Genomic DNA, 24,669 nt, shown 5'->3' with positions numbered 1-24,669 from the left:
TCCGCCGCCACGACAGCCCCGACCGTCGCCGCGACCGCCACCTCAAGGCACTCCAAGACCTCGGATACGAGGTCACACTCGCCAAGGCCTCATAGGCTGCGGTCGATTCTCCTGACAGCCACTTTCATGCCATCTCATTGCGTGAAAGTGGCTTTGCTGCAATCCGGGCGGACGTCAGCGCTGGCCGCGCACGCCCAGCAGCACCTCGTCCCAGGACGGCATGACCGGCTTGCCCTTCTTGGTGCGCTTGGCGGCGGGCGCCTCCGCCGCGGGCGGCTGGGCGGGCTCGGCGGCCGGGGTCTCGGCCGCCGGCTGCTGCGGCTCGGGCTCGGTGGCCGCGGGCTCCGCCGGCCGGGTGGGCTCGACCGGGGCCTGGCGCTGGGCGGGCGGAACGGGCCGGCGCGGCTCGGGCGCGGTGCGCGTCGCGGGCCGCTCGGTGGGAGCTTCCGGGGCGGTGCGCGCCACGGGCGGCTCGGCGGCGGGCTCCGCGCGCCGCGTGGGCTCCGGGGCGGTGGTCCGGGCCGCCGGGCGTTCGGTGGGCGGCCGCTCCGGGGCGGGTCGCGTGGGTTCGGCCGCCGGGGCCCGCGGCGGCTCGCTGCGGGGCGGCTCGATCCGGGCGCCGCGGGCGGTGTCGGACGCGGCGGCGCGCAGCTCCTCGACCGGCTGCGGGGCCGGGGCGGGCTCGGCCTCCTCGGCCCTGGCGATGTCGATGACGGGTCCGACGGTGCGCAGCGGGCGCGCAGGCAGACCCTCGACCAGGTCGCTCGCGTGCTCGTCCAGCGCGGTGACGGTGCCGCCGTGGGCGCCGGGCTGGAACGTCCAGTGCGCCCGGTTGTCCGAGCGCCCCGCCCGCCAGGACAGCGCGACGACCCAGCGGCCGTCCTCGCCCTTCCAGGAGTCCCAGTCGGCGTCGGCGTACTCCTGGCCGCGCAGGCCGAACGTGTGCGCGACGACCTCGCCGAGGCTGCGGGAGTCGGGCCCGTCGGCCCGCACGGGATGGGCGCGTTGGGCCACTTCGGCGGTCCGGGAACGCTCGAGCAGCACGGGGTAGGCGAACCGCTCGATCTTCTGCAGCGGAACACCTGCCGCCGAGGCGACCTGCTCCACGGACGCTCCGGCGCGGATTCGGGCCTGGATCTCTCGTGGGCGCAACTGGCTCTCCAACTCGATCGCGATCTGTCCGAGCCGGGTCAGGTCTCCCCGAGCGGCAGCGCGCAACTGCTCGTCGGCCGGCACGGTGAAGCGCTCACGACGCCCCGGGTCCTCGAGGACGACGGAGACCTCACCGTCGCCCTCGGTGATCCCGACGACCCGCAGCGCCCGCATCGGCGGCCTCCCCGCTCTCGTTCTCCCCGTCCGGGTGACGGTAGTTGCCGAATCGCAACCTGCGGTGGAGGCGCGCCGGGGTTGACCCACCCCGTCCGACGTCGGAATGTGCCGCCCCAGCCCCGCCACACACGCAGCGTTCCATCCCTGCGACGTTAGGTAAAGCTGTGGCATATGTTACTCATGTGACTACAGAGCGCGATCGGGCGACACGATCACGGGCGGGCGACGATCCGGTGTCGCCGGATCGACGCCCGCCCCTGGGCGGAGACGCTCAGGACTGGCGCTCGACGACCCAGTCGATGCACGCGGTCAGCGCCGAGACGTCGTCCGGCTCGATCGCGGGGAACATGCCGATGCGCAGCTGGTTGCGGCCGAGCTTGCGGTACGGCTCGGTGTCGACGATGCCGTTGGCGCGCAGCGTCTTCGCGACCGCGGCGGCGTCCACCGAGTCGGCGAAGTCGATCGTGCCGACCACCTGCGAGCGGTGGGCCGGGTCGGCGACGAACGGCGTGGCGAACTCGGCCTTCTCGGCCCAGGCGTAGAGCCTGCCGGACGAGTCGGCGGTGCGGGCCACGCACGCGTCCAGGCCCCCGAGGCCCAGCATCCAGTCGATCTGCTCGGCCATCAGGTACAGCGTGGCGAGCGCCGGGGTGTTGTAGGTCTGGTCCTTCGCCGAGTTGTCCACGGCCGTCGCGAGCGAGAGGAAGGGCGGGATCCAGCGGTCGGCGCCGGCGAGCTCCGCTACGCGCTCCAGTGCGGCCGGGCTCATCAGCGCGATCCACAGCCCGCCGTCGGACGCGAACCCCTTCTGCGGGGCGAAGTAGTAGGCGTCGGACTGGGCGACGTCGACCGGCAGCCCGCCCGCACCCGAGGTGGCGTCGATCAGGACCAGCTGCCCGTCGCTGGTGCCCTCGGGGCGGACGACCGGCACGGACACACCGGTGGAGGTCTCGTTGTGCGCCCACGCGATCACGTCGCAGCTCGGGTCGGTGGTGGGGGCGGGGGCGCTGCCCGGGTCGGCCTTGACGACGACCGGGTCGGCGAGGAACGGGGCGCCCTTCGTCGAGTCGGCGAACTTGGCGGAGAACTCGCCGTAGGTCAGGTGCAGCGCCCGCTCCCGGACGAGGCCGAACGCGGCCGCGTCCCAGAACGCCGTGGTGCCGCCGTTGCCCAGCACGACCTGGTAGCCCTCCGGCAGCGAGAACAGCTCGGCGAGCCCGGAGCGCACGCGTCCCACCAGCGACTTCACCGGCTTCTGCCGGTGCGAGGTGCCCATCAGGGCCGCACCCGCGCCGGCGAGGGCGGCGAGCTGTTCCGGACGGACCTTGGACGGGCCGCAGCCGAAGCGCCCGTCGGAGGGCAGGAGGTCGGCGGGGATCTGCAGGTCGGTGGACGTCGAAGCGGTCACGGCCTCCATTGTCGCAGCTCGGGACGGCTGCCTCGCCCGTCCCCCTGTTGCAGCAAGGTGGCTTTGCTGCCGTCCAGTGGCAGCATTGCCACCTTGCTGCCATGTGCAGCGGGCTGGGTGGTCGCGTCAGGGCAGCAGGCCGCGGTTGCGGGCCTCCGTCACCGCCGCCGTCCGGTCGCCCACGTCGAGCTTGGTGAACGCGCGCAGCAGGTGCGTCTTCACGGTGGCCTCGGCGATGTGGAGCTCGCGGCCGATCTCGGCGTTGGTCCGCCCGACCGCGACGAGCCGGAGCACCTGCACCTCACGCGGTGACAGCGACTCCTGCTGCGGCCCGCGCATCCGTTGGACGAGCCGCGCGGCGACCGACGGGGTGAGCACGGTCTCCCCGCGCGCCGCGGCGCGGATCGCGGAGGTGAGCTCCGCCTGCGAGCAGTCCTTGAGCAGGTACCCGGCGGCACCCGCCTCGACCGCGCGCAGGATGTCGGCGTCGGTGTCGTAGGTGGTGAGGACCACCACCCGCGTGCCCGGGTGCTGGGCCGCGATCGCGGCGGTGGCCGCCACCCCGTCGCCGCCGGGCATCCGCAGGTCCATCAGGACGACGGCGGGGTGGCGCAGCCCGACCAGGGCCACCGCCTCCGGTCCCGCTCCCGCCTCGCCCACGACGCGCAGGTCCGGCTCGGCGGCGAGCATGCCGCGCAGCCCCTCGCGGACGATCAGGTGGTCGTCCACCAGCAGGACGTCGATCATTCGGCACCTTCCGACGGCAGCGTGACCACGGCGGTCGTGCCCGCCCCCGGCGCGGTGTCGAGCTCCAGCGACCCGCCGAGGCGTTCCAGCCTGGAGCGCATCATCGCGAGCCCGAAGTGTCCACCGGGCACCGCATCCGGGGCGAAGCCCGCGCCGTCGTCGGCGACGGTGAGGGCGACGGCGTGCGGGTCGCGGAAGTCGAGCCGGACGGTCACCGTGCCCGCGCCCGCGTGCCGGGCCACGTTGGTGAGCAGTTCCTGTGCCGCCCGCAGCAGCACGATCTCCTGTTCGGCGGGCAGCCTCCGCGGCTCGCCGGACACGCCGTGCCCGGTGTCCACTCCGGTCTCCTCCGCGAACCGCTCGGCCTGCCTGCCGACGGCGTCGGCGAGGGGGTGGGGCACGACGTCGGTGGGTGCGCCCGCGGCCACCAGGTGCCGCGCCTCCTGCAGGTTCTCCTTCGCCGCCCGCACCGCGAGGTCGACGTGCCTGCGCGCCGCGCCCGGGTCGGCGTCGAACTCGGCCTGCGCGGCCTGCAGCAGCGTGACGATGCTCGTGAAGCCCTGCGCGAGGGTGTCGTGGATCTCCCCGGCCAGCCGTTCGCGCTCGGCCGCAGCGCCCGCGCGGTGCGACAGCTCCGCCTCCCGCGCCCGGCTCGCCTCCAGCGCGGTGATCAGGCGCCCGCGCTCGTCGCTCTCCTCGGTGACGCGGTGGATGTAGACGCCGACGAGCACCCCGAACGCGGACATGAACAGGATCTGCGGCGCCAGGTCGGCCAGCACCTCGCGGGCGCCGCCGCCGTGCACCACCGCCCCGAGCGCCGGCAGGCCCGGGGTGAGCACGACGGCGGCCGTGATCCCCCAGCGGAGCGGCAGGAGCCAGAACAGCTGCGGCAGCACCACGAACAACGCCCAGTTCGCCTCCGGCGCGAGTGCCACCGCGGCGGCGAGCGCCACAGTGATCAGCCCGCAGTAGGTCAGCCGCGCGGCCTCCGGACGCGCCGGCTCGGCCAGTGCCATGCGGCGCCCGACGGCGAACCAGCCGACCGCGCCCACGGCGACCAGCGCGACCGCGCCCGCCGCGGCGGGCGCCCCGCCGTTGTCGAGGACCACCAGCACGGACGTCGCAGCAGCGGCGATGGCGTACAGCACGTCCCACAGCCAGATCCCGCGCGCGCCCGCCCCCGCGGGCACCGCCGCCGCATCCGTCACCGGCGGTTCGCGGAGCCGAGCACCGGCAGCGTGAGACACAGCGCCAAGCCTGCGACACACCACGCGCCGAGCACCAGCGCGACCCGCCCCAGCTCCCACGCCCCGGCGGCCTCGAACGCCACCATCGCGTCGGGCAGGAACACCGAGCGGAAGCCCTGGGCCATCCACTTCACCGGGAAGACCGACGCCACGGCCACGAGGCCGGCCGGCAGGGCCGAGATCGGGTTCACGAACACGCCGGAGATGAACTGCAGCGCGAGGTAGGGCAGCTGGACGACCGCGGTGGCGCTGCGCGCGTTCCGCGCCGCGGTGGAGATCGCGATCCCGAGCAGCGAGCAGGCGGTCACCCCGAGCGTGAACACCCACAGCAGCGTCGCCCAGCGCTGCGCGGTGCCCGGCAGCGCGAGGTCGAACAGCAGGACGGCGGCGGCGAGCATCAGCACCGTCTGCGCCACCGTGGTCACCGTGACGAGAACGATCTTGCCGACGAAGTACGCCGCCTGCGGCATCGGCGTGCCGCGCAGCCGCTTGAGCGTGCCGTCCTCGCGGTCGGTGGCGATGTCGACGCCCAGGCTCACGAAGGTCGTGGACATGATCCCGGCCGCGATCATCCCCGCCGCCAGCACCTGGCTCGCCGACACGCCGGTGCCCTCGTAGACGTCGCCGAACACCGAGCCGAGCAGCACCAGCAGCACGGTGGGCAGCGCGAACGTGAAGACCACGGCGTCCCGGTTGCGGAAGAAGCGCAGCAGCTCCAGGCGGCCGCGGGAGAGCCCCAGCCGGACGGCGGACGGGGCGGGCCCGGCAGCCCGGGCGGTCGGAACGGTCGTGGTCATCGGGGACCTCCGGCGGCGCCGATCAGGTCCAGGTAGACGTCCTCGAGGCTGGGGCGGGTGACGGTCAGGCCGGGCACGTCGCCGCCGTGCCGGGCCGCCAGGTCGGCGATGAACGCCGCGGGCGTGGCCGTCCGCTCCGCGCGCTGCCCGCCGCGCTCGGACCAGCGCACGGTCGCGCGGTGCGCGTCGCGACCACCCAGCGTGGCGGGCGGGCCCTCGGCCACGATCCGGCCGTCGGCGATCACGGCGAGCCGGTCGGCGAGCGCGTCGGCCTCGTCGAGGTAGTGCGTGGTGAGCAGGATCGTGGTGCCGTCGGCGGCGAGCGCCCTGATGAGCTGCCAGAAGTCGCGGCGGGCCTGCGGGTCGAACCCGGTCGTCGGCTCGTCGAGGAACAGCAGCTCCGGGTGGCCGATGATGCCCAGCGCCACGTCGAGCCTGCGCCGCTGCCCGCCCGAGAGGTTGCGGGCGAGCGTGCCCCGCTTCTCCCACAGACCGACGAGCTGCAGCACCTCGTCCCGGTCCCGCGCCTGCGGGTAGTAGCCGGCGAAGTGGTGCACCACCTCGGCGGGCGTGAGGTCGGCCTGGTCGGCGCCGGACTGCAGGACGATGCCGATCCGGGCGCGCCACTCGTGGCCCGCCCGCCCCGGATCGGCCCCCAGCACCGCGACATCCCCCGCGTCGCGGTACCGGTGACCCTCCAGGACTTCCACCGTCGTCGTCTTCCCGGCTCCGTTCGGGCCGAGCAGGGCGACCACCTCCCCCCGGGTGACGTCGAGATCCACCCCGTCGACGGCGGGCCGGGCGGCGCCGGGGTAGTGCTTGCGCAGCCCGCGGATGCGGATCGCGTTCTCGGTCACGACATGAGCCTCGCTCGCAGACCGGGGCGGCGGAACGACCGCACGGTGGTACGTGCTGTCGGTCGATCGATGGACAGGGGCGCAGGGGCGACGCGCCGGAGGTGTATCGCCGCGATCAGCGCGGCCATGATCGCCGCGAGATACGCATCCGCGCAGTCGGAGCTGCCGGAACTGCGACCTCGCACCGGTCGTAGTGGTCATGATCGGAGTGAGATGCGCATCCGCGCAGTCGCAACAGCGAAAACCACCACCTCGGGCCGGGCGGTCCGCTACCCGCCGGCCCGCGGATGCGAAACACCTCGTTCCCGTCCATGATCCGAGGGCGGCGTCCGGATCCGGGGGGACGGGACGGCCGGGCGGTGGGGAGGACCGCCGGTCGATCCACGACGGGCACCTCTGACGGGCGCGGCCGACACGTGTGAGAGATCCACACCGAGGGGGACGGCGATGCCGGACATGCCAGATCGACCTGAGCACGATCCGCGAGAAGAGCCACCGGGTCACGGTGTGCCACCCTGGGGCGAGCCCGCCACAGCCGGGGGTCGTGCCGCTGCGACCGCTCGTCCTCGGCGACATCCTGCGCGGCGCGGTCGGCTACATCCGGGCGAATCCCGGGACGGTCATCGGCCTGGCCGCGGTCGCCATGACGATCACCTACGGGTTGCAGTTGATCGCGCAAGTCAACGCCGTACCGGAGGGCGCCGCGATGGCGCCCTCCGAGGCCGTGTCGGCAGCCCTTCTCTCCCCCGCCGCCGCACTCGGCGCGATCCTCGTCGGCGCCGCCCTGAACGGGCTGCTGCTCGTGGCGCTCAGCCGTGCGGTGCTCGGGCGCCGGGTCGGCCTCGGCGAGGCCTGGCGGGCCGTGGCGCCGCGGCTGCTCGGCCTGATCGGGCTGACCCTGCTCGTCGGGCTGATCATCGGCGCGATCGTGATGGTCGCGGTGGTGCCGGTGGTCGTCGCCGTGGCCATCGGGGGTTCGGGAGCGGGCCTGGGGGTCGGCGCCGTCCTCGTGCTGGCGGCGGCGATCGTCGCTGTCTACCTCGGAGTGCGGTGGAGCATGGCGGCTCCGGCATACCTCCTCGAGGACATCGGCGTCGTGGGGGCGCTGTCCCGGTCCGGCAATCTCGTCAGCGGGGCGTGGTGGCGGATCTTCGGGATCGTGTTCCTCGTGGGTCTCATCTCGCTGGCCGTCGTCGTGATCGTCGGCCTCGCGTTCGGCTTCACGGCCTTCGTGGGCCTCGGCACGGGAGCTGCGCCGGAGCCGCCGTCATTCGGTGCGCAGATCCCCGCGGTGCTCGCCTTGATCGTCGTGAGCACGTTCACCGTGCCGTTCACGGTCGGTGTCACCGGCCTGCTCTACATCGACCAGCGGATCCGGCGCGAGCGCTTCGACATCGACGTGGCCAAGGCGGCCGGCGCCGGGGGCTGATCACCCGGGGTCGCGCGTCGCACCCTGGTAGGTCCGCCGGTAGGCGAGCGGGGCCACCCCGATCGCGGCGTGCAGGTGCTGGCGCAGCGACGCGGTGATGCCGAAGCCGGCGTCGGCGGCGATGCGCTCCACCGGCAGGTCGGTGCTCTCCAGCAGCCGCCGGGCGAGCGCGACGCGCTGGGTGGCGAGCCAGCGGCCGGGGCTCACGCCGGTCTCGTCGCGGAAGCGGCGGGTGAAGGTCCGCACGCTCATGGACGCGTGGGTGGCGAGGTCGGCCAGGGTGAGCGGCTCGCCGATGCGGTCCATGGCCCAGGCCCGCGTGGCGGCGGTGCCGGCTCCGGCGGGATCGGGGGGCGGCTCGATGAACTGCGACTGCCCACCCTCCCGCCACGGGGCCACCACGCTGCGGCGGGCCACCCGGTTCGCCACGGCGGCTCCGTGGTCGCGTCGCACGACATGCAGGCAGAGGTCGATCCCGGCCGCGTTGCCCGCCGAGGTCAGCACGTCGCCGTCGTCGACGTAGAGCACGTCCGGGTCGAGGCGGACGGCGGGGAACAGCTCCCGGAACGCCGCGCTGTGCATCCAGTGGGTGGTGGCGGGCCTGCCGTCGAGCAGGCCCGCGGCGGCGAGCACGAACGCGCCGGTGCAGATCGACACCATCCTTGCCGACAGCCCGTCCAGCGCGGCGGCCAGCTCGGGCTGCAGTACTCCGCGTTCGCGTGCGGGCCCGCCGTAGATGCCGGGGATGATCACGGTGTCGGCGGTGCGCAGGATCGCCGCGTCGTGGTCGGGCAGCACCCGGTAGTCGGGCGAGGTGCGGACCGGGCCACCGTCCAGTGTCGCGACGCGCACCCGGTAGAGCGGCCGCTCGTCGTCGTCGACCGCGGTGCCGATCAGCTTGTGCGGGAGCCCGAGCTCGAACGCCACCACCGTGGGAAGGGCGAGGACGGCGACCTCGTGGAGTGCTGCCATGGCCGGATTCTTTCATGTATTGGCCGTCGGGCCACTGTTGTCCGCTCGCGCCGCCGGTGAAGCTGCCTCTCGTGATCGACCTCGATGCGCGCACACGTCGCGTCCACCCCGCGTGGTGGGTGGCGGCGGTGACCTTCCTGGCCCTCGTCGGCGCCGCGGGCTTCCGCGCCGTCCCCGGTGTGCTGATGGACCCGCTGCACCGCGAGTTCGGCTGGTCGGTGTCCACGATCTCGCTGGCGGCGGCCGTCAACATGGCGCTCTACGGGCTCACCGCCCCGTTCGCCGCCGCGCTGATGGAGCGGTTCGGGATCCGGCGGGTCGTCGCGGCCGCGCTGTTGGTGGTGGCCGCCGGCAGCGGCCTCACCGTGTTCATGACCGCGAGCTGGCAGCTGATCCTCTGCTGGGGGGTGCTCGTCGGGCTCGGCACGGGCTCGATGGCGCTCGCGCTGGTCGCCACGGTCACGGGGCGCTGGTTCGTGGCCCGCCGCGGGCTCGTCTCCGGGGTGCTGACGGCGGCCGGGGCGGCGGGCGGCCTCGTGTTCCTGCCGCTGGTGGCCCAGGTCTCCGACGCCTATGGCTGGCGGCCCGCGTCCCTCGCGGTTTCCGTCGCGGCGCTGGCCGTCGCGCCGCTCGTGCTGTGGCTGCTGCGCGACCGGCCGCGCGACCTGGGCGTGGCGCCCTACGGCGGCACCCCGGCCGACGACGCCGACCCGGTGCGCAGTGGTGCCGCCCGGCTCGCGTTGCGCACGCTCGCCGGCGCCGCGCGCACCGGGCCGTTCTGGTACCTCGCCGCGGGCATGATGATCTGCGGAGCCACCACGATGGGCCTCATCCAGCCGCACTTCATCCCGGCGGCACACGACCACGGCATGCCGCACACCGTCGCCGCCGGGCTGCTCGCGCTCGTCGGGATCTTCGACGTCGCCGGCACGATCGCGTCCGGCTGGCTCACCGACCGCGTCGACCCACGCCTGCTCCTGCTCGCCTACTACGTGCTGCGCGGGCTCTCACTCCTCGCGCTGCCCGCGCTGTTCAGGCCGGACATCCAGGCCAGCATGCTCGCGTTCATCGTGTTCTACGGGCTCGACTGGGTGGCGACGATCCCACCGACCATGGCGCTGTGCCGGGAGGTCTTCGGCGCCTCCGCCCCGGTGGTGTTCGGCTGGGTGTTCGCCTCGCACCAGGTCGGCGCCGCCGTCATGGCGCTGGGCGCCGGCATCGTGCGCGACGAGCTCGGCGCCTACGACGCGGCGTGGTTCGTGGGCGGCGCGCTGGCCGTCGCGGCGGGCGGGCTGTCGCTGCTGATCCGCCGCCGCCCGGTCCCTGCCGTGACCTGACCGGAACGCCCGCCGCTCCGGAACGCAGCAAAGCCACTTTCCTGCAACGTCGTTGCGTGAAAGTGGCTTTGCTGCAACTCGGGCAGGTCGGGTCAGGCGTGCTGGATCTCGTTCCAGCCCTCGACGTCCTGCGGGCTGCGCGGGCCCGGGCCGATGTACTGGGCCGACGGGCGCACCAGCTTGCCCTCCCGCTTCTGCTCCATCACGTGCGCCGACCAGCCGGCCGTGCGGGCGCTGGTGAACATCGCCGGCATCATGTGCGGCGGGACCTCGGCGAAATCGAGGATCACGGCGGCCCAGAACTCCACGTTGGTCTCGATCGGGTGGTCCGGCCGGCGCTCGCGCAGGATCGACAGCGCGGCCTGCTCGAGCGCGGCGGCCACCTCGTAGCGCGGGGCCTTCAGCTCCTGGCAGGTGCGGCGCAGCACCCGGGCCCGCGGGTCCTCGGCCCGGTACACCCGGTGCCCGAAGCCCATGAGCTTCTCCTTGCGGTCGAGGATGCCCTTGACGAGCCCTTCGGGGTCGTCGGTCTTCTCGACCTCGGCGATCATCGGCAGCACCCGGGCGGGCGCGCCGCCGTGCAGCGGCCCCGACATCGCGCCGATCGCGCCCGACAGCGAGGCGGCCACGTCCGCGCCGGTGGAGGCGATCACGCGCGCGGTGAACGTGGAGGCGTTCATGCCGTGCTCGGCCGCGGAGACCCAGTACGCGTCGACCGCCTTGATGTGCGCGGGGTCGGGCTCGCCGCGCCAGCGGGTCATGAAGCGCTCGGTGATCGTGCGGCACTCGTCGATGCGCGACTGGGGAACCGCGGGCATGCCGATCCCGCGCGCCGACTGCGCCACGTAGGACAGCGCCATCACCGAGGCGCGCGCCAGCTGGTCGCGGGCCTCCTCGTCGCTGATGTCGAGCAGCGGGCGGTAGCCCCAGTACGGGGCGAGCATCGCGAGCGCCGCCTGCACGTCCACCCGGACGTCGCCGGTGTGCACGGGGATGGGGAACGGCTCGGCGGGCGGCAGGCCGGAGCCGAACCGGCCGTCGACCAGCAGCGCCCACACGTTGCCGAAGGTGACCTTGCCGACGAGCTCCTCGATGTCGACGCCCCGGTACCGCAGCGCGCCGCCGTCCTTGTCCGGCTCGGCGATCTCGGTGCGGAAGGCCACGTGGCCCTGCAGCCCGGATGTGAACCCTGGCGGGGGCGGCGGCACCGCTCCGTCGTTCCGGCCCGGTACGTCCGGCGCGGTCGCAGTCACCGCGTCCTCCTCATCGTGGTCGCCGACTCGGCCGGCCGCGGCGCCGGTGGCGTCGTCGACCGGTGTCGCCCGCCGATCGGCTCCGTTCGACCGGCCGGCGTGCTGGCCGCGCCCGCGCGTGGCGGCCGCGTGGTTGGCGTCACCTTGCTCCTAGCGGGGTCGAGAGGCAACGGTGTGAGCGGGTGGCTTCGGTCACCGGGTCTGTCGGAGTCGCCGTCGGACACATAGCGTGGTGCGTCGGCTACCGGTGGAGGCGCAATGACGGATCAGCTGGCTGCGATGCGGGTGGACTACCGGACCGAGGGGTTCGACATGGATGCGCTCGCCCCCACGTGGCACGAGCAGCTGTCGCGCTGGCTGATGGAGGCCGAGGCCGCCGGGGTGGTCGAGGCGAACGCCATGGTGCTCGCCACGGTGGGCGGCGACGGCCTGCCGTCGTCGCGCAGCGTGCTGTGCAAGGTCCTCGACGCCCGCGGGCTGGTGTTCTTCACGAACTACACCTCGGCGAAGAGCCACGACCTGCGCCGCACGCGCTACGCCTCCGCCACGTTCCCCTGGTACGCGCAGCACCGGCAGGTGCACGTGCGCGGCGGGGTCGAGCTCGTCACCCCGGCCGAGACGCGCGCGTACTGGGTCACCCGGCCGCGCGGCTCGCAGCTCGGGGCGTGGGCATCCGCCCAGTCCGCCGTGGTCCGCGACCGGCAGGTCCTCGACGACGCGCTCGAGACGACGACGCAGCGGTTCGCCGCCGACGAGACCGTGCCCGTCCCGCAGCACTGGGGCGGCTGGCGGATCCTGCCCGAGCAGGTGGAGTTCTGGCAGGGCCGCCACGACCGCATGCACGACCGGCTGCGCTTCGAGCTCGACAGCCACGACCGCACCTGGAAGGTCCGCCGCCTGGCGCCCTGACGGCCGGATCGGTCGTGAACCTGGGCACGTCCGCCGTGACCGCGGCGGTCCTTCGGGTCGCGCAGTGGTACTGGTGACTTCGTGACGACGCCCGGTCCCGAGGAACGCACGCGCCCCAACCCACTGGCGCAGGACGCGCCGACCGGGCGCATCACCGCGGGCCCGGACGCCCCCACGCGCCCCACGAAGGGCGCGGCGGTCTCGCCGACCAGGCGCCTCGGGCGCGCGGTCCGGGGCGCACTGGCCGACACCCGTCCCTTGCGCACGCCCGCCTACCGGCGCCTCTGGCTCGCCGGGATGATCACGGTGATCGGCGCGCAGCTGTCCGTCGTCGCGGTCCCGGCGCAGATCTACGAGCTCACCGGCTCCTCGGCATATGTCGGGCTGACCGGCCTGTTCGGGCTGGTGCCGCTGATCGTGTTCGGGCTGTGGGGCGGGGCGATCGCCGACGCCGTGGACCGCAGGGTCCTGCTTCTCGTCACGGGTACGGGAATCGCGCTGTCGTCGTTGGCCCTGTGGGTCACCGCCGCGGCCGGGGTGGGCAACGTCTGGGCCGTTCTGACGCTGTTCGCCGTCCAGACCGCGTTCCTGTCGGTCAACCAGCCCACCCGCAACGCGGTGATCCCGCGGCTCGTCCCGATCGAGCAGCTGCCCGCCGCGAACGCGCTGAACATGATCGTGTTCCAGGCCGGGGCGATCGCCGGGCCGTTGCTGGCCGGCGTCCTCATCCCGGTGGTGGGGCTGTCCACGCTGTACCTGCTGGACGCGATCGCGCTGCTCGCGACCCTGTGGGCGACCTGGCGGCTGCCGTCGGTGCCGCCGGAGTCCGGGGTGCGGCGCCGGGCGGGCCTGCGGGAGGTGGCCGAGGGCTTCCGCTACGCCGCCCTGCACAAGGTGCTGCTCGTGTCGTTCCTCATCGACGTCGTGGCGATGGCCTTCGGCATGCCCCGCGTGGTGTTCCCGGAGATCGCCCAGGAGGTCTACGGCGACCCGCCGGGCGGCGGGTTCGCGATGGGGCTGCTGTTCGCCGCGATCCCGGCCGGGATGGTGATCGCCGGGCTGCTCTCGGGCTGGCTGAACCGGGTGCAGCACCAGGGGGTCGCGATCACGGTCGCGATCTGCACGTGGGGGCTCGGGGTGGCGCTGTTCGGGCTCACCGGGTCGCTGTGGCTCGCCGTGCTCTTCCTCGCCGTTGCCGGCGCCGCCGACACGGTGAGCGCGGTCTACCGGATGTCGATCCTGCAGACCGTGGCCACCGACGAGATGCGCGGGCGCATGCAGGGCGTGTTCCTCGTGGTGGTGGCGGGCGGTCCGCGGGTCGCGGACCTCTGGCACGGGACTGCCGCGGCCGGGATCGGCCCGGGGGCAGCGTCCTCGGTCGGCGGCTTCGCGGTGATCGTGTTCGCCATCGCCGTGGTGGTGGCGTTCCCGGCGTTCTGGCGCTACAAGGCGCCCGTGGCGCCGTCGGCATAACTGGCTCTCCCAGGGGATGACGGGAGGCCGTAGAAGCGGCACGATCATGCCATGGCGGATGTGAGCGCGGTCACGGGGCAACCGGAGCTCCGGCGGGCCATCGGACCCAAGCTGCTGCTGTTCTTCGTGATCGGGGACATCCTCGGCACCGGCATCTACGCCCTCACGGGCTCGGTGGCCGCGGTGGTCGGCGGGGCGCTGTGGGCGCCGTTCCTGCTGGCGTTCGTCGTCGCGTTCCTCACCGCGTTCAGCTACCTGGAGCTGGTGGGGAAGTACCCGCGGGCGGCGGGGGCCGCGCTGTACACGCACAAGGCGTTCGGGATCAACTTCCTGACGTTCATGGTGACGTTCACGGTGATGGCCTCGGGCGTCACCTCGGCGGCCACCGCCGCGAAGGCGTTCGGCGACACCTACCTGCGCCAGTTCATCGAGCTGCCGACGTGGGCCGTCGCGGCGGTATTCATCCCCGGGCTCGCGCTGATCAACTTCCGCGGGGTGGGCGAGTCGGTCAAGGCCAACCTGGTGCTCACGTTGATCGAGCTGTCGGGCCTGCTGCTCATCATCGGCGTCGGCATATACGCGGTGGCGGGCGGCGCGGGGGAGCCGTCCCGCCTGGTCGAGGTCGACACCGGCGACTCCACGGCCTTCCTCGCCATCACCGCCGCCACGTCGCTGGCGTTCTTCGCGATGGTGGGGTTCGAGGACTCGGTGAACATGGCCGAGGAGTCCCACGACCCGCCGCGGATCTTCCCGCGGGCGATGCTCGTCGGGATGGGGGTCGCCGCCACGATCTACGTGGTCGTGGCCGTGCTGTCGTCGATGCTCGTGCCCGCCGACGAGCTGGCCGCTGCCGAGAGCGGGGCGCTCTTCCGAGTGTTGCAGGCGGGCGCACCCGGGTTCCCGCTCGCGGTGTTCGCCGCCATCGGGCTCTTCGCCGTGGTGAACTCGGCCCTGATCAACATGCTGATGGCGAGCAGGCTGCTCTACGGCATGTCCCACGAGCGGATCATCCCGCGGGTGTTCGGCACCGTGCACGAGGGCCGCCGGACCCCGTGGGTGGCGATCGCGTTCACCAGCGTGGTCGCGATCGTGCTGGTGACGAGCGCCGACATCTCGCAGCTCGGCGGCACCACCGCGCTGCTGCTGCTCGCCGTCTTCACGATCGTCAACATCGCGGTGCTGGTGGTCCGCCGCGACCGCGTGGAACACCGGCACTTCCGCGCGCCGACCTGGGCGCCCTACGCCGGCATCGTGCTCTGCGGCTTCCTCGCCACACCGCTGTCGGGGCGGCCGCTGCAGCAGTTCGTGATCGCCGGGATCCTGCTGCTCGTCGGTGCGGCGCTGTGGGTCGTGAACTACCTCGTCGTGGGGCGGGTGGACGTCGACGCGGAGCGGCTCGGCAAGAGCTGAACCTTGCCTGACGTCACACGCTCTGAGAGGCACGGCGGCCTGGGAGCGCACTAGCGTTGCGGCCAACCACGGAAACATTGAGTGTGAGGGAACCTCCACATGGCCGACGAGAACACCACAGCCGTCCTGCGCCACCCCGGCGGTGACCACGAGATGGCCATCAAACCCGCGACGGAGGGCGCCTCGGCGTTCGACGTCAGCAAGCTGCTCTCCTCGACGGGCATGGTCACGCTCGACTCCGGCTTCGGCAACACCGCGGCCTGCGCGTCGGGCATCACCTACATCGACGGCGACGCCGGGATCCTGCGCTACCGCGGGTACCCGATCGAGCAGCTCGCCGAGGGCTCCACGTTCCTCGAGACCAGCTACCTGCTGATCTACGGCGAGCTCCCCACCCAGGCCGAGCTCGACGCGTTCACCAACCGGATCAGCAGGCACACGCTGCTGCACGAGGACCTCAAGCGGTTCTTCGACGGCTTCCCGCGCGACGCGCACCCGATGCCGGTGCTGTCGAGCGCGGTCAGCGCACTGTCCACCTTCTACCAGGACAGCCTCGACCCGTTCGACAACGACGCCGTCGAGCTGTCCACCGTGCGGCTGCTCGCCAAGGTCCCCACGATCGCGGCGTACGCGTACAAGAAGTCGGTCGGGCAGCCGTTCCTCTACCCGGACAACTCGCTCGGGCTGGTCGAGAACTTCCTGCGGATGACGTTCGGCTTCCCGGCCGAGCCCTACGAGATCGACCCCGACTTCGCCCGCGCCCTCGAGGTCCTGCTCATCCTGCACGCCGACCACGAGCAGAACTGCTCGACGTCCACCGTCCGGATGGTCGGGTCGTCGCAGGCCAACCTGTTCGCGAGCATCTCGGCGGGCATCAACGCGCTGTTCGGCCCGCTGCACGGCGGGGCGAACCAGGCGGTGCTCGAGATGCTCCAGCGCATCCGCGACGAGGAGAACGGCGACGTCGAGAAGTTCGTCGAGCGGGTGAAGAACAAGGAGAAGGGTGCCCGCCTGATGGGCTTCGGGCACCGCGTCTACAAGAACTACGACCCGCGGGCGAAGATCGTCAAGCAGAGCGCCGACGACATCCTCAAGAAGCTGGGCGTCAGCGACCCGCTGCTCGACATCGCCAAGACGCTGGAGGAGAAGGCGCTTGCCGACGACTACTTCGTCGAGCGCAAGCTCTACCCGAACGTCGACTTCTACACCGGCGTGATCTACCGGGCCATGGGCTTCCCGGTCAAGATGTTCACGGTGCTGTTCGCGCTCGGCCGGCTCCCGGGGTGGATCGCGCACTGGCGCGAGATGATCAACGACCCGGCCACGAAGATCGGTCGTCCGCGGCAGCTCTACGTCGGCGCGACCGAGCGCCCGTTCGTGCCGATGTCGGAGCGCTGACCGCCGGCCCGAGTTGCAGCATGGTGGCCTTTGCTCCACCAACACGGCAGTAGCGCCACCCTGCTGCAAGGCCGGGCGGCTGCGAGCGAATGACGCCCCTCCACTCGGGCTGATGTTGCAGTGCGTGTCTGCTCGGCTACTCTTCGTCAGCAGTCCCGTCAGGAGGGGAAATGATGGCGAAGAACATCCGGAAGCGCGCTCCGCGCCGGCTGTACCGGTTCCTGTTCCTGCTGCTGGTCGGCGCCACCGCTGCGGTGATCGCCCGCTACTGGCGCACCACCGGCGTCGACTACGGCGACCGATGGCCCGAGCCGCAGCGCACCCCGGCTCCTGAGCGCGCAGCGCCGCGTCCGTCGCCGCGGCCGCGCGGGGCTGTCCCGGTGGCCGCGCTGCCAGCGTCGGCTGCGCCCCTGCCCGACGGGTCCGCACCCGCCGCCGAGTACACGATCAAGGGCAAGCACGCGTCCCGGCTCTTCCACCCGCCGGCCAGCCCGTACTACGCGCGCACCCGCGCCGACGTCTGGTTCCGCACCACCGAGGACGCCCGGGCGGCGGGCTTCACCGAGTGGAGCGCGAAGCGGCGCGCGGCGAGCTGACCCCCGCCGCCCCGGGCCGGACGCCGAGCCGCAGGGCGGGCGTCAGGAGCGCAGCGCCTCGCGCAGGCTCACCCGGGCCCCGGTACGCAGGATCGAGTTCTTGTACACCCGCCCGGCCACGCGGACGACCAGCACGATCGCGACGGCGGCGAGGACGGCGGCCAGCAGCACCTCCCACAGCGATGCCACGCCCATCGCGTACCGGGCCGGCATGATCGTCTGAGAGAAGAACGGGATGTAGGACAGCACCGTGGGAAGCTCGTTGCGCGGGTCGTTGGGCAGCAGGTTCAGCACGAGCACGAACGGGATGAGCAGCAGGAAGATCATCGGCGTGACCACCGAGTTGAGCTCCTCCTGGCGCGACACCGTGGACCCCACCGCGGCGTAGAGCGAGGCGAAGAGGAAGAAGCCGAGCAGGTACCAGACGACCACCATGACGAACATGCCCGCGGCGGCGCCCGGGAGCGTCAGGAAGCCGGTGAGGGTACCCACCGCGGCGGCGATCCCACTGAGGATCGCCAGCTGGACCAGCCCGACCGCGCCCAGCCCCAGGACCTTGCCCGCCAGCAGCTGCCACGGCTTGATCGTGGCGAGCAGCAGCTCGACCACCCGGCTCTGCTTCTCCTCCACCACGCCCGTGGCCACGAGTGCCCCGTAGCTGCTGAGGGAGATGAACAGCAGGATCGTGCCGACGATCGCGAGCGCGAGCTGCTCGCCCCTGGCCGGGTCGGCCGGTTCCAGCGTGCTGATGCCCACCTGCGCGTTCGCCGCCAGCTGCTCGGGATCGACCCCTGCGCCGGCCAGCGCGCTGGCCAGAGCCTGCTGCTGGGCGGCGGTCCCGACGATCGCCTCCAGCGCGGAGTCGACCGTGTCGCGGCCCACGAGCTGATAGCCGCCGGGGGAACCGTTGAGCAGGGCGTCGATCTCGTCGGCGGCGACCTGGGTCCGGCCGGTGGCGTCGTCGAGCTCCCGGATCTCCACGTCGGCGTCCTGGACGCGGGCGATCTCCTCGACGGCGGGCCGCAGCGGCGCTGTCGCGGGGGTGACGCCGAGCGAGTGGCTCGAGGCCTGGCTCGCGATGAAGCCGCCGAGCAGGCCGAAGCCGCCGAAAAGCACCAGGGTGATGATCAGCCCGATCAGGAACGTGCGGGACCGGACCTGCGTGACGAACTCGCGGCGCGCCACGAGCAGCACCGCCTGGTTCGAGGACAGTGGCGTGGTCATGCCGGCACCTCCGGGCGGTCGGACTCGACGACGTCGCGGTAGAGCTCCGTGAGCGGTGGACGCCACCGCCGGAACTCGTGCACCGGCCCGGCGGCGAGCGCCGCCCGCAGCACGTGCTGGTCGTCGACACCCGGAGCGAGCCGCACGCGGGTTCGCCCGGCCGCGTCGCCCCCGTCGACCACCTCGACGCCCGGCACGCCGGCGGCCCAGCCGTCCTGCGGCCCGAGCACGTCGATGACGGTGGCGTCGTCGCGGCGGCGCAGCTCGTCGACGCTTCCGACGGCGACCATCCGCCCGGCAGCGATGATGCCGATCCGGTCGCAGAGCCGCTCCACCAGCTCGAGCTGGTGGCTGGAGAAGATCACGGGGACGCCGGAACGCGCCTTCTCCCGCAGCACGCTGCTCATGACCTCGACGGCGGTGGGGTCGAGCCCGGAGAAGGGTTCGTCGAGCACGAGCACCTCAGGGTCGTGTGCCAGCGCGGCGGCGAGCTGCACCCGCTGCTGGTTGCCCAGCGAGAGCTTCTGCACCTCGTCGCCGAACCGCGCCGCGACCCCGAGCCGCTCGGTCCAGCGCTGCAAGGAGGTGGTCGCCTCGGCGTCGCTGAGCCCGTGCAGCCGGGCCAGGTAGTGCAGCTGGTCGCCGACCTCATCTTCGGGTAGAGGCCGCGCTCCTCCGGCATGTAGCCGATGCGCCGCCGCAGGTCGGCGTCGACGGACGGGCGCACCCTTCCAGCGCACCTCGCCCGCGTCGGCGGACAGCACCCCCAGCACGATCCGCATGGTGGTGGTCTTCCCCGCGCCGTTGCTGCCGACGAACCCGAACACCTCCCCGGGCTGCACGGCGAACGACACGTCGTCGAGGACTTGTCGTGACCCGAACCTCTTGGTGATCCCCCCGATGTCCAGCACGGATCCGACCCTAGTCACCGAAAGTGACAGACCTCCCGGTGGTCCCCGATCGTGGCCGGTGAGGGGGCGTGCAGCCACCGGCGGCCGCTGCCGCAGGCCGTCCCAGCTGTTGCGGCCCTATCCGGCCACTCATAGCGTCCGGGCCCAGGAGAGGGGGGTCTTCATGACCACAACGGACAAGACCGAGCCCGTCGAGGTCGACGAACGCACCGTGCGCAAGGCGGTGGGCGCGGCCGCCATGGGCAACCTCGTCGAGTGGTTCGACTACGGCATCTACAGCTACGTCGCCATCTACATCGCGATGAACTTCTTCCCCGGCGGCGACGAGAACGCCAACGTTGCGCTCACGTTCGCGCTGTTCGCCGTGGCCTACCTGGTGCGTCCGCTCGGCGGGACGATCCTGGGCCCGCTGGGTGACCGGATCGGACGCAAGCGGGTGCTCGCGCTGACGATCGTGGTGATGTCGGCGGCGAGCTTCGCGATCGGCCTGCTGCCGACGTTCGGGGCGATCGGGTGGGCAGCGCCGATCCTCCTCGTCGTGGCCCGGCTGATCCAGGGCTTCGCCACGGGTGGTGAGTACGGCGGCGCGGCCGCGTTCATCGCCGAGTACGCGCCGGACAAGCGGCGCGGCTTCTACTGCAGCTTCCTGGAGTTCGGCACGACCGGCGGGTTCGTCCTCGCGGCGGGCATGGTGACGCTGCTGCAGGTCGGGCTGTCGGACGCGGCGATGAGCTCGTGGGGCTGGCGCATCCCGTTCCTGATCGCCGGGCCGCTCGGCCTGGTCGGGCTCTACCTGCGGAGCAAGCTCGAGGACACGCCCGCCTTCCGGGAGCTCGAGGAGTCGGCGCAGGTGTCGGAATCGCCGCTGAAGGACACCCTGACGCGGCACCGGGGACCCGTCCTGACGTGCATCGGGCTGGTGCTGTTCTACAACGTCGCCGTCTACACGATCCTGTTCTACATGCCGACGTACCTGCAGACGACGCTCGGCCTCGAGGCCACGCCCGCGCTGCTCTACATCCTCGGCATGATGCTGATGATCATGTTCGTGATCATCCCGGTGGGTGCGCTGTCCGACCGCATCGGCCGCAAGCCGCTGATCGTGACCTCGTGCGTCGGGTTCATCGTGCTCGGCTACCCGTCCTTCGCGCTGCTCGCGATGGGCACGGTGCTGGGCACCGTCGGCGGGCTGGTGATCCTCGGCCTGCTGCTGGTGATGCTGCTCGGCACGATGTCGGCCACGCTGCCCGCGCTGTTCGACACCGACGTGCGCTACGGCGGCTTCTCCATCGGCTACAACCTGTCCACCTCGATCTTCGGTGGCACGGCGCCGCTCATCCTGACGGCGCTCGTGGACAGCACCGGCAACAACACGATGCCCGGGATCTACCTCGCGGTCGCCTCCCTGATCTCGCTGGTCGCGGTGATCAAGGTGGCGGAGAGCGCGCGGCGCCCGCTGCCCAAGGCGTCGGCGTCGGTGCTGCGCGCGCAACCGGCGTAGGGCCCCGGGCCGTCGCAGCAAGGTGGCGATACTGCCGTCCGGTGACAGAATTGCCACCTTGCCGGCGTTAGGGGCGCAGCGAGCGGCGGCGGAGGCGGCGGGTGAGCAGCCCGTGCCGCGGTGAGGCCAGCAGCGCGACGACGAAACAGGCGGTGCACACCAGGCCCATCGCCCCGGCGATCGAGCTGTCCACGCCGAGCGCGATCCCGTACCCGGCAGCGGCCCCGACCCAGCCGACGCCGACCGCGATCGCGACCATGACGACCAGCCGGTCGGTGAGCAGGTACGCGGTGGCCGCCGGGACGATCAGCATGGTCACCACGAGGATCGCGCCGACGGCGTCGAACGCGGCGACCGCGGTGACGGCCGCGGCCACGAGCAGGAGCCGGGAGAGCAGCTTCGGGCGCAGCCGCACCGTCGTCCCGAACTGCGGGTCGAAGGTGGTGGTCTTCAGCTCCTTCGACAGCAGCGCGACGAGCACCAGGTTGAGTAGTGCCACGACCGCCAGCACGAGCCCGGAGCGCACGACGTCGTGGCCCGCGATGGGCACGGTGTCGAACGGGACGAACGCGATCTCGCCGTAGATCGTGGAGTCGAGGTCGAGGTGGATGCCGTCGGCGTAGCGGGTGACCTCGAGGACCCCGAGGGAGAACAGGGCGGGGAACACGAGCGCGATCGCGGCGTCGGAGGCGACGAGCCCGGTGGCGCGCAGCGTCGATCGCGAGCACGCAGAGCACGGCGAACACCGCGGCGCCCGCCACCACCGGCAGTGGCGCGCGCGTCTGCGCGATCAGCCAGACCGCGACGATGCCGGGCAGCACGGCGTGGCTGACGGCATCGGCGAGCAGGGCCATCCGCCGCAGCACCAGGAACGGCCCCAGCAACCCGCAGGCCGTGCCCACCAGCCCGGCCACCACGATGATCACCAGGTCGTCGCTCATACAGCCTCCCGCGCCAGCCTGCGCAGCTGCCGCACCGCGTCCTCTCCGAGGCTGCCCGCCAGGTCGGCCGGGTCGGGTTCGCGCGCGTCCGGCAGCCGCACCGCGGCGCCGTGAGCGAGCCAGGCCGACCACAGGGCCCGACGTTCGGCGAGCTCATCGGCCGCGGCGCGACCCGCGGCGGTCAGGCTGCGCCCGTCGGGAGCGAGCAGGCCCCGGCGGCGCAGTGCCGCCCTGGCGAGCCGGTCTGCGAGACCGTGCCCGGGTGCCTCCGGCGCGGCAAGCACGGCCTCGCGGCGCACCTGCCGGCGCCGGGCGGTGAGCCGCAGTGCCCGCCACGCGACACCCCGCCCCGGGGCGAGGAGCACTGCGGCCAGCGCGACCGCGAAGCCGGTGAGCACGACGACCGGCCCCGTGGGCAGCTGACCGCGGGTGGCCGCGAGGGACCCGGTGACGCCGACGGCCGCGCCGACGACGCCGGCCAGCACCAGTACGTGGGGGAACCGGTCGGCGAGCTGCCGGGCGGTGACCGTGGGGATCACGAGCATCGCGACCATGAGGATCGCCCCGACGACGCGGACGCCGATGACGACCGCCACGACCAGCAGCAGCGTCATGACGGTCTCCAGCGCGCGCACCGGCAGGCCGATCGCGCCGGCGTAGGCGGGGTCGAACAGCGTGGCGGTGAGGGCGCGGCGGGCAACGGCCACCACGAGCAGGGCACCGGTCGCGACCACGGCCATCACGGCGACGTCGCGCTCCAGCAGCCCGGCGGCCTGCCCGAACAGGTAGTTCTCCAGCCCGGCCTGGTCGGCGTCGGCCGTGTTGGAGATGTGGGTGAGCAGCACGACCCCGAGCGCGAAGAAGCCCGACAGCACCACGCCGATCGCGGCGTCCGGGCGGATCCGGCTCGTGCGTTCGATCCCCACCATGAGCAGCGCCGCCACCAGCCCGGCGACCGCGGCGCCGAGCAGCAGCCCCGGCACGTCCTTCACGCCGGCGACGAGGAACGCCACGCACACGCCGGGCAGCGTCGAGTGCGCGACGGCGTCGCAGACCAGGCTCCGCCGCCGCAGCACCGCGAAGGCGCCCAGCACGCCGCTGGTGATCCCCAGCACGAGCGCGCCCGCGACGACGACCGAGTCGCTGTAGGGCAGGCCGAACAGGCTCGTCATCCGGCGCTCGTGAGGTCGACCCCGTAGGCCTCCCGCAGGGCGGCGGGCGTCAGCACCTCCGCCGTCGGACCGCAGCCCAGGGCACGCACGTTGAGCAGCAGCGTCCAGTCGAACGCGGCCCGCACCTGCGCCATGTCGTGGTGCACGACGATCACCGAGCCGCCGTCGTCGCGGATCCCGCCGAGCAGGTGCAGCAGGTCGGCCTGGGTGCGGGCGTCGATCCCGGCGAACGGCTCGTCCATCATCAGCACGGGCGCGCGCTGCGCCAGCGCGCGGGCGAGGAACACCCGCTGCCGCTGCCCGCCGGACAGCTGCCCGATCTGGCGGCGGCCGAAGCCCGCCATCCCCACCCGCTCCAGGCACTCCGCGGCGATCGCCCGGTCGGTCCGCCCGACCCGGCGGAACCACCCGGCCGACCGGTAGCGGCCCATCTCGACGACCTCGCGCACGGTGATCGGGAAGTCCCAGTCCACCGACTCGGCCTGCGGCACGTAGGCCACGTGGTCCAGTGCCGCCCGGCCGGTGGCCCCCTGGACGAGCACGCGGCCCGCGTCGGAGGGGACGAGCCCGAGGGCCGCCTTGAGCAGGGTGGACTTGCCCGCTCCGTTCGGCCCGACGATCGCACACAGCTGTCCGGCCGGGAACCGGGCGTCGACCTCCCACAGCACCGGCGCGGAGCGGTAGGACACGGTGAGTCCGCGGACGTCCAGCGCGGTGTCGGTGGAGGTCGCAAGCTCCGTGGCCGACCGTGAGCTCATCAGCATGGTCACCCTCCCAGTCCTTCGGCGATCCGGTCGGCGTTCGCGCGCAACATCCCGATGTACGTGCCCTCCGGCGTGCCGGGTTCACCGGCGGCGTCGGTGTAGAGCTCGCCGCCCACCCGCACCTGCGCGCCGCGCTGGGCGGCGGCGGCGATCAGCGCGTCGATCGTCTGGCGGGGCACGCTGGACTCGATGAACACCGCGGGCACGCCGCGGTCGGCGATCAGCTCGGCCACCCGCTCGATGTCGGCCGTGGTGGCCTCGGCCGCGGTGGAGATGCCCTGGATGCCGGCGACGTCGACGTCGTACCGGCGACCGAAGTAGGCGAACGCGTCGTGCGAGGTGACCAGCAGCCGCCGCTGTGGCGGGATCGGCTCCAGGCGCTGCCGGATGTAGCGGTCCACCTCGGTCAGCTCGGTCAGGTACGCGTCGAGGTTCGCCTGGTAGGTCGCCGCGTGCGCGGGGTCGCGCTCGGCCAGCGTCGCCGCGATCGTGCGGCACACCTGCTGCCACAGCGCGACGTCGAACCAGACGTGCGGGTCGTACTGCTCGCTCGCGCCGGGGGCGGGCGCGAGCAGCTGGTCGCGCGGCAGGTCGGCGGTGACGGCCACGGTGAGCTGTCGCTCGGCCAGGTCGGCGAGCAGGTCGGCCATCCGGCCCTCGAGCTCGAGCCCGCCGTAGAAGATGACGTCGGCCCGGCGCAGCGTCCGCACGTCGCGCGCGCTCGCCCGGAACAGGTGCGGGTCGACGCCGGGACCCATCAGCCCGGTCACCTCGACCCGCTCGCCGCCGATCCGGGCGACGGTGTCGGTGATGAAGTTCGTGGTGGTGGTGACGCGGAGGCGGCGGTCGCCGATGGGCTCGTCGCCCGCGGCCGGGGGAGCCACGCAGCCGGTGAGGCCGGCGAGGCCCAGCGCGGCGGCGGCCAGCACCGAGCGCCGCGGGACGCGCCGCGCGCCGTCCGGCATTAGCCACCTCTAATTGATACGTGAGCTTG

At 72.9% G+C, this 24,669-nt stretch carries 21 protein-coding genes and 1 pseudogene; 8 read left to right on the top strand and 14 right to left on the bottom strand.

Annotated elements, in window-relative coordinates; genetic code table 11:
* Positions 1 to 174 precede the first annotated feature (174 nt).
* The 6 genes from sepH to KME75_RS13815 all read right to left on the bottom strand — a co-directional run bounded on the left by sepH (position 175) and on the right by KME75_RS13815 (position 6,370).
* A complete protein-coding gene (gene sepH / locus KME75_RS13840) occupies positions 175 to 1,326 on the bottom strand; it encodes a septation protein SepH (protein WP_219415033.1) in 1,152 nt (383 codons plus the stop codon).
* A gap of 274 nt (positions 1,327 to 1,600) precedes the next feature.
* Positions 1,601 to 2,737: a phosphoserine transaminase gene (gene serC / locus KME75_RS13835; RefSeq protein WP_308282757.1), complete on the bottom strand. Its 1,137-nt coding sequence runs from the start codon at positions 2,735 to 2,737 to the stop codon at positions 1,601 to 1,603.
* 126 nt (positions 2,738 to 2,863) lie between these two features.
* Positions 2,864 to 3,484, bottom strand: a complete 621-nt coding sequence (locus tag KME75_RS13830; protein WP_219415031.1) for a response regulator — start codon at positions 3,482 to 3,484, stop codon at positions 2,864 to 2,866.
* Positions 3,481 to 4,692 carry a sensor histidine kinase gene (locus tag KME75_RS45850; protein ID WP_219415030.1) on the bottom strand — a complete coding sequence of 404 codons (1,212 nt, stop codon included), beginning with the start codon at positions 4,690 to 4,692 and terminating at the stop codon, positions 3,481 to 3,483. The genes KME75_RS13830 and KME75_RS45850 overlap by 4 nt, the downstream gene beginning before the upstream one ends.
* The gene (locus tag KME75_RS13820) at positions 4,689 to 5,528 is read right to left on the bottom strand and encodes an ABC transporter permease (protein ID WP_219415029.1); all 840 of its coding nucleotides are present in this window, start codon (positions 5,526 to 5,528) and stop codon (positions 4,689 to 4,691) included. The genes KME75_RS45850 and KME75_RS13820 overlap by 4 nt, the downstream gene beginning before the upstream one ends.
* Positions 5,525 to 6,370 (bottom strand): ABC transporter ATP-binding protein, encoded by an 846-nt coding sequence (locus tag KME75_RS13815; RefSeq protein ID WP_219415040.1) that lies wholly within the window; start codon positions 6,368 to 6,370, stop codon positions 5,525 to 5,527. The genes KME75_RS13820 and KME75_RS13815 overlap by 4 nt, the downstream gene beginning before the upstream one ends.
* A gap of 559 nt (positions 6,371 to 6,929) precedes the next feature.
* On the opposite strand from KME75_RS13815, the gene KME75_RS13810 reads away from it, so the two are divergent.
* Positions 6,930 to 7,814: a DUF7847 domain-containing protein gene (locus tag KME75_RS13810; RefSeq protein ID WP_219415028.1), complete on the top strand. Its 885-nt coding sequence runs from the start codon at positions 6,930 to 6,932 to the stop codon at positions 7,812 to 7,814.
* Here KME75_RS13810 and KME75_RS13805 read toward each other — a convergent pair whose 3' ends face one another.
* Entirely contained in the window at positions 7,815 to 8,786 is a 972-nt protein-coding gene (locus KME75_RS13805; RefSeq protein ID WP_219415027.1) for a GlxA family transcriptional regulator, read from the bottom strand.
* Between the two features lie 71 nt (positions 8,787 to 8,857).
* Between KME75_RS13805 and KME75_RS13800 the strand changes: the two genes are divergently transcribed.
* Positions 8,858 to 10,123 carry an MFS transporter gene (locus KME75_RS13800; RefSeq protein ID WP_308282756.1) on the top strand — a complete coding sequence of 422 codons (1,266 nt, stop codon included), beginning with the start codon at positions 8,858 to 8,860 and terminating at the stop codon, positions 10,121 to 10,123.
* A gap of 92 nt (positions 10,124 to 10,215) precedes the next feature.
* Here the strand turns inward: KME75_RS13800 and KME75_RS13795 are convergent, their stop codons facing one another.
* Positions 10,216 to 11,331 (bottom strand): citrate synthase 2, encoded by a 1,116-nt coding sequence (locus tag KME75_RS13795; protein ID WP_219415039.1) that lies wholly within the window; start codon positions 11,329 to 11,331, stop codon positions 10,216 to 10,218.
* Positions 11,332 to 11,634: 303 nt separating this feature from the next.
* On the opposite strand from KME75_RS13795, the gene pdxH reads away from it, so the two are divergent.
* The 5 genes from pdxH to KME75_RS13770 all read left to right on the top strand — a co-directional run bounded on the left by pdxH (position 11,635) and on the right by KME75_RS13770 (position 17,162).
* The gene (gene pdxH / locus KME75_RS13790) at positions 11,635 to 12,285 is read left to right on the top strand and encodes a pyridoxamine 5'-phosphate oxidase (RefSeq protein ID WP_219415025.1); all 651 of its coding nucleotides are present in this window, start codon (positions 11,635 to 11,637) and stop codon (positions 12,283 to 12,285) included.
* An 81-nt stretch (positions 12,286 to 12,366) separates the two neighbouring features.
* Positions 12,367 to 13,758: an MFS transporter gene (locus tag KME75_RS13785; protein ID WP_219415024.1), complete on the top strand. Its 1,392-nt coding sequence runs from the start codon at positions 12,367 to 12,369 to the stop codon at positions 13,756 to 13,758.
* 51 nt (positions 13,759 to 13,809) lie between these two features.
* Entirely contained in the window at positions 13,810 to 15,168 is a 1,359-nt protein-coding gene (locus KME75_RS13780; protein ID WP_219415023.1) for an APC family permease, read from the top strand.
* A gap of 99 nt (positions 15,169 to 15,267) precedes the next feature.
* The gene (locus KME75_RS13775; protein ID WP_219415022.1) at positions 15,268 to 16,566 is read left to right on the top strand and encodes a citrate synthase; all 1,299 of its coding nucleotides are present in this window, start codon (positions 15,268 to 15,270) and stop codon (positions 16,564 to 16,566) included.
* A gap of 170 nt (positions 16,567 to 16,736) precedes the next feature.
* Positions 16,737 to 17,162 carry a sunset domain-containing protein gene (locus KME75_RS13770; RefSeq protein WP_219415021.1) on the top strand — a complete coding sequence of 142 codons (426 nt, stop codon included), beginning with the start codon at positions 16,737 to 16,739 and terminating at the stop codon, positions 17,160 to 17,162.
* A gap of 42 nt (positions 17,163 to 17,204) precedes the next feature.
* Here KME75_RS13770 and KME75_RS13765 read toward each other — a convergent pair whose 3' ends face one another.
* Positions 17,205 to 18,386 (bottom strand): ABC transporter permease, encoded by a 1,182-nt coding sequence (locus KME75_RS13765; RefSeq protein WP_219415020.1) that lies wholly within the window; start codon positions 18,384 to 18,386, stop codon positions 17,205 to 17,207.
* Complete coding sequence (locus tag KME75_RS13760; RefSeq protein ID WP_308282755.1) at positions 18,383 to 19,297, bottom strand: ABC transporter ATP-binding protein; 915 nt, start codon at positions 19,295 to 19,297, stop codon at positions 18,383 to 18,385. The genes KME75_RS13765 and KME75_RS13760 overlap by 4 nt, the downstream gene beginning before the upstream one ends.
* Positions 19,298 to 19,460: 163 nt before the next feature.
* Between KME75_RS13760 and KME75_RS13755 the strand changes: the two genes are divergently transcribed.
* Positions 19,461 to 20,798: an MFS transporter gene (locus KME75_RS13755; protein ID WP_246632041.1), complete on the top strand. Its 1,338-nt coding sequence runs from the start codon at positions 19,461 to 19,463 to the stop codon at positions 20,796 to 20,798.
* A 67-nt stretch (positions 20,799 to 20,865) separates the two neighbouring features.
* On the opposite strand, the pseudogene KME75_RS13750 reads toward KME75_RS13755, so the two are convergent.
* From KME75_RS13750 to KME75_RS13735, 4 genes and pseudogenes are all read right to left on the bottom strand, one after another.
* Positions 20,866 to 21,739: pseudogene (locus tag KME75_RS13750) on the bottom strand (metal ABC transporter permease).
* A complete protein-coding gene (locus KME75_RS13745) occupies positions 21,736 to 22,911 on the bottom strand; it encodes a metal ABC transporter permease (protein WP_219415019.1) in 1,176 nt (391 codons plus the stop codon). Before KME75_RS13745 ends, KME75_RS13750 begins: the two are co-directional and overlap by 4 nt.
* Positions 22,908 to 23,675 (bottom strand): metal ABC transporter ATP-binding protein, encoded by a 768-nt coding sequence (locus KME75_RS13740; protein ID WP_219415037.1) that lies wholly within the window; start codon positions 23,673 to 23,675, stop codon positions 22,908 to 22,910. Before KME75_RS13740 ends, KME75_RS13745 begins: the two co-directional genes overlap by 4 nt.
* Before the next feature lie 2 nt (positions 23,676 to 23,677).
* Positions 23,678 to 24,640: a metal ABC transporter solute-binding protein, Zn/Mn family gene (locus KME75_RS13735; RefSeq protein WP_219415018.1), complete on the bottom strand. Its 963-nt coding sequence runs from the start codon at positions 24,638 to 24,640 to the stop codon at positions 23,678 to 23,680.
* Between the last annotated feature and the right edge of the window lie 29 nt (positions 24,641 to 24,669).

Source organism: Pseudonocardia nigra (genome assembly GCF_019396355.1).
Lineage (GTDB): Bacteria > Actinomycetota > Actinomycetes > Mycobacteriales > Pseudonocardiaceae > Pseudonocardia > Pseudonocardia nigra.
Note: the sequence above shows the minus strand (reverse complement) of the source record. Positions and strands in the feature narration are given on the sequence as shown.

What these genes read in the sequence shown, in the direction of transcription:
- KME75_RS13805 (WP_219415027.1), bottom strand. Translation starts at nt 8,786, where the DNA reads ATGGCAGCACTCCACGAGGTCGCCGTCCTCGCCCTTCCCACGGTGGTG.
- KME75_RS13755 (WP_246632041.1), top strand. Translation starts at nt 19,461, where the DNA reads ATGACCACAACGGACAAGACCGAGCCCGTCGAGGTCGACGAACGCACC.
- KME75_RS13830 (WP_219415031.1), bottom strand. Translation starts at nt 3,484, where the DNA reads ATGATCGACGTCCTGCTGGTGGACGACCACCTGATCGTCCGCGAGGGG.
- KME75_RS13770 (WP_219415021.1), top strand. Translation starts at nt 16,737, where the DNA reads ATGATGGCGAAGAACATCCGGAAGCGCGCTCCGCGCCGGCTGTACCGG.
- KME75_RS13780 (WP_219415023.1), top strand. Translation starts at nt 13,810, where the DNA reads ATGGCGGATGTGAGCGCGGTCACGGGGCAACCGGAGCTCCGGCGGGCC.
- sepH (WP_219415033.1), bottom strand. Translation starts at nt 1,326, where the DNA reads ATGCGGGCGCTGCGGGTCGTCGGGATCACCGAGGGCGACGGTGAGGTC.
- KME75_RS13820 (WP_219415029.1), bottom strand. Translation starts at nt 5,528, where the DNA reads ATGACCACGACCGTTCCGACCGCCCGGGCTGCCGGGCCCGCCCCGTCC.
- pdxH (WP_219415025.1), top strand. Translation starts at nt 11,635, where the DNA reads ATGACGGATCAGCTGGCTGCGATGCGGGTGGACTACCGGACCGAGGGG.
- KME75_RS13740 (WP_219415037.1), bottom strand. Translation starts at nt 23,675, where the DNA reads ATGCTGATGAGCTCACGGTCGGCCACGGAGCTTGCGACCTCCACCGAC.
- KME75_RS13775 (WP_219415022.1), top strand. Translation starts at nt 15,268, where the DNA reads ATGGCCGACGAGAACACCACAGCCGTCCTGCGCCACCCCGGCGGTGAC.
- KME75_RS13765 (WP_219415020.1), bottom strand. Translation starts at nt 18,386, where the DNA reads ATGACCACGCCACTGTCCTCGAACCAGGCGGTGCTGCTCGTGGCGCGC.
- KME75_RS13735 (WP_219415018.1), bottom strand. Translation starts at nt 24,640, where the DNA reads ATGCCGGACGGCGCGCGGCGCGTCCCGCGGCGCTCGGTGCTGGCCGCC.
- KME75_RS13745 (WP_219415019.1), bottom strand. Translation starts at nt 22,911, where the DNA reads ATGACGAGCCTGTTCGGCCTGCCCTACAGCGACTCGGTCGTCGTCGCG.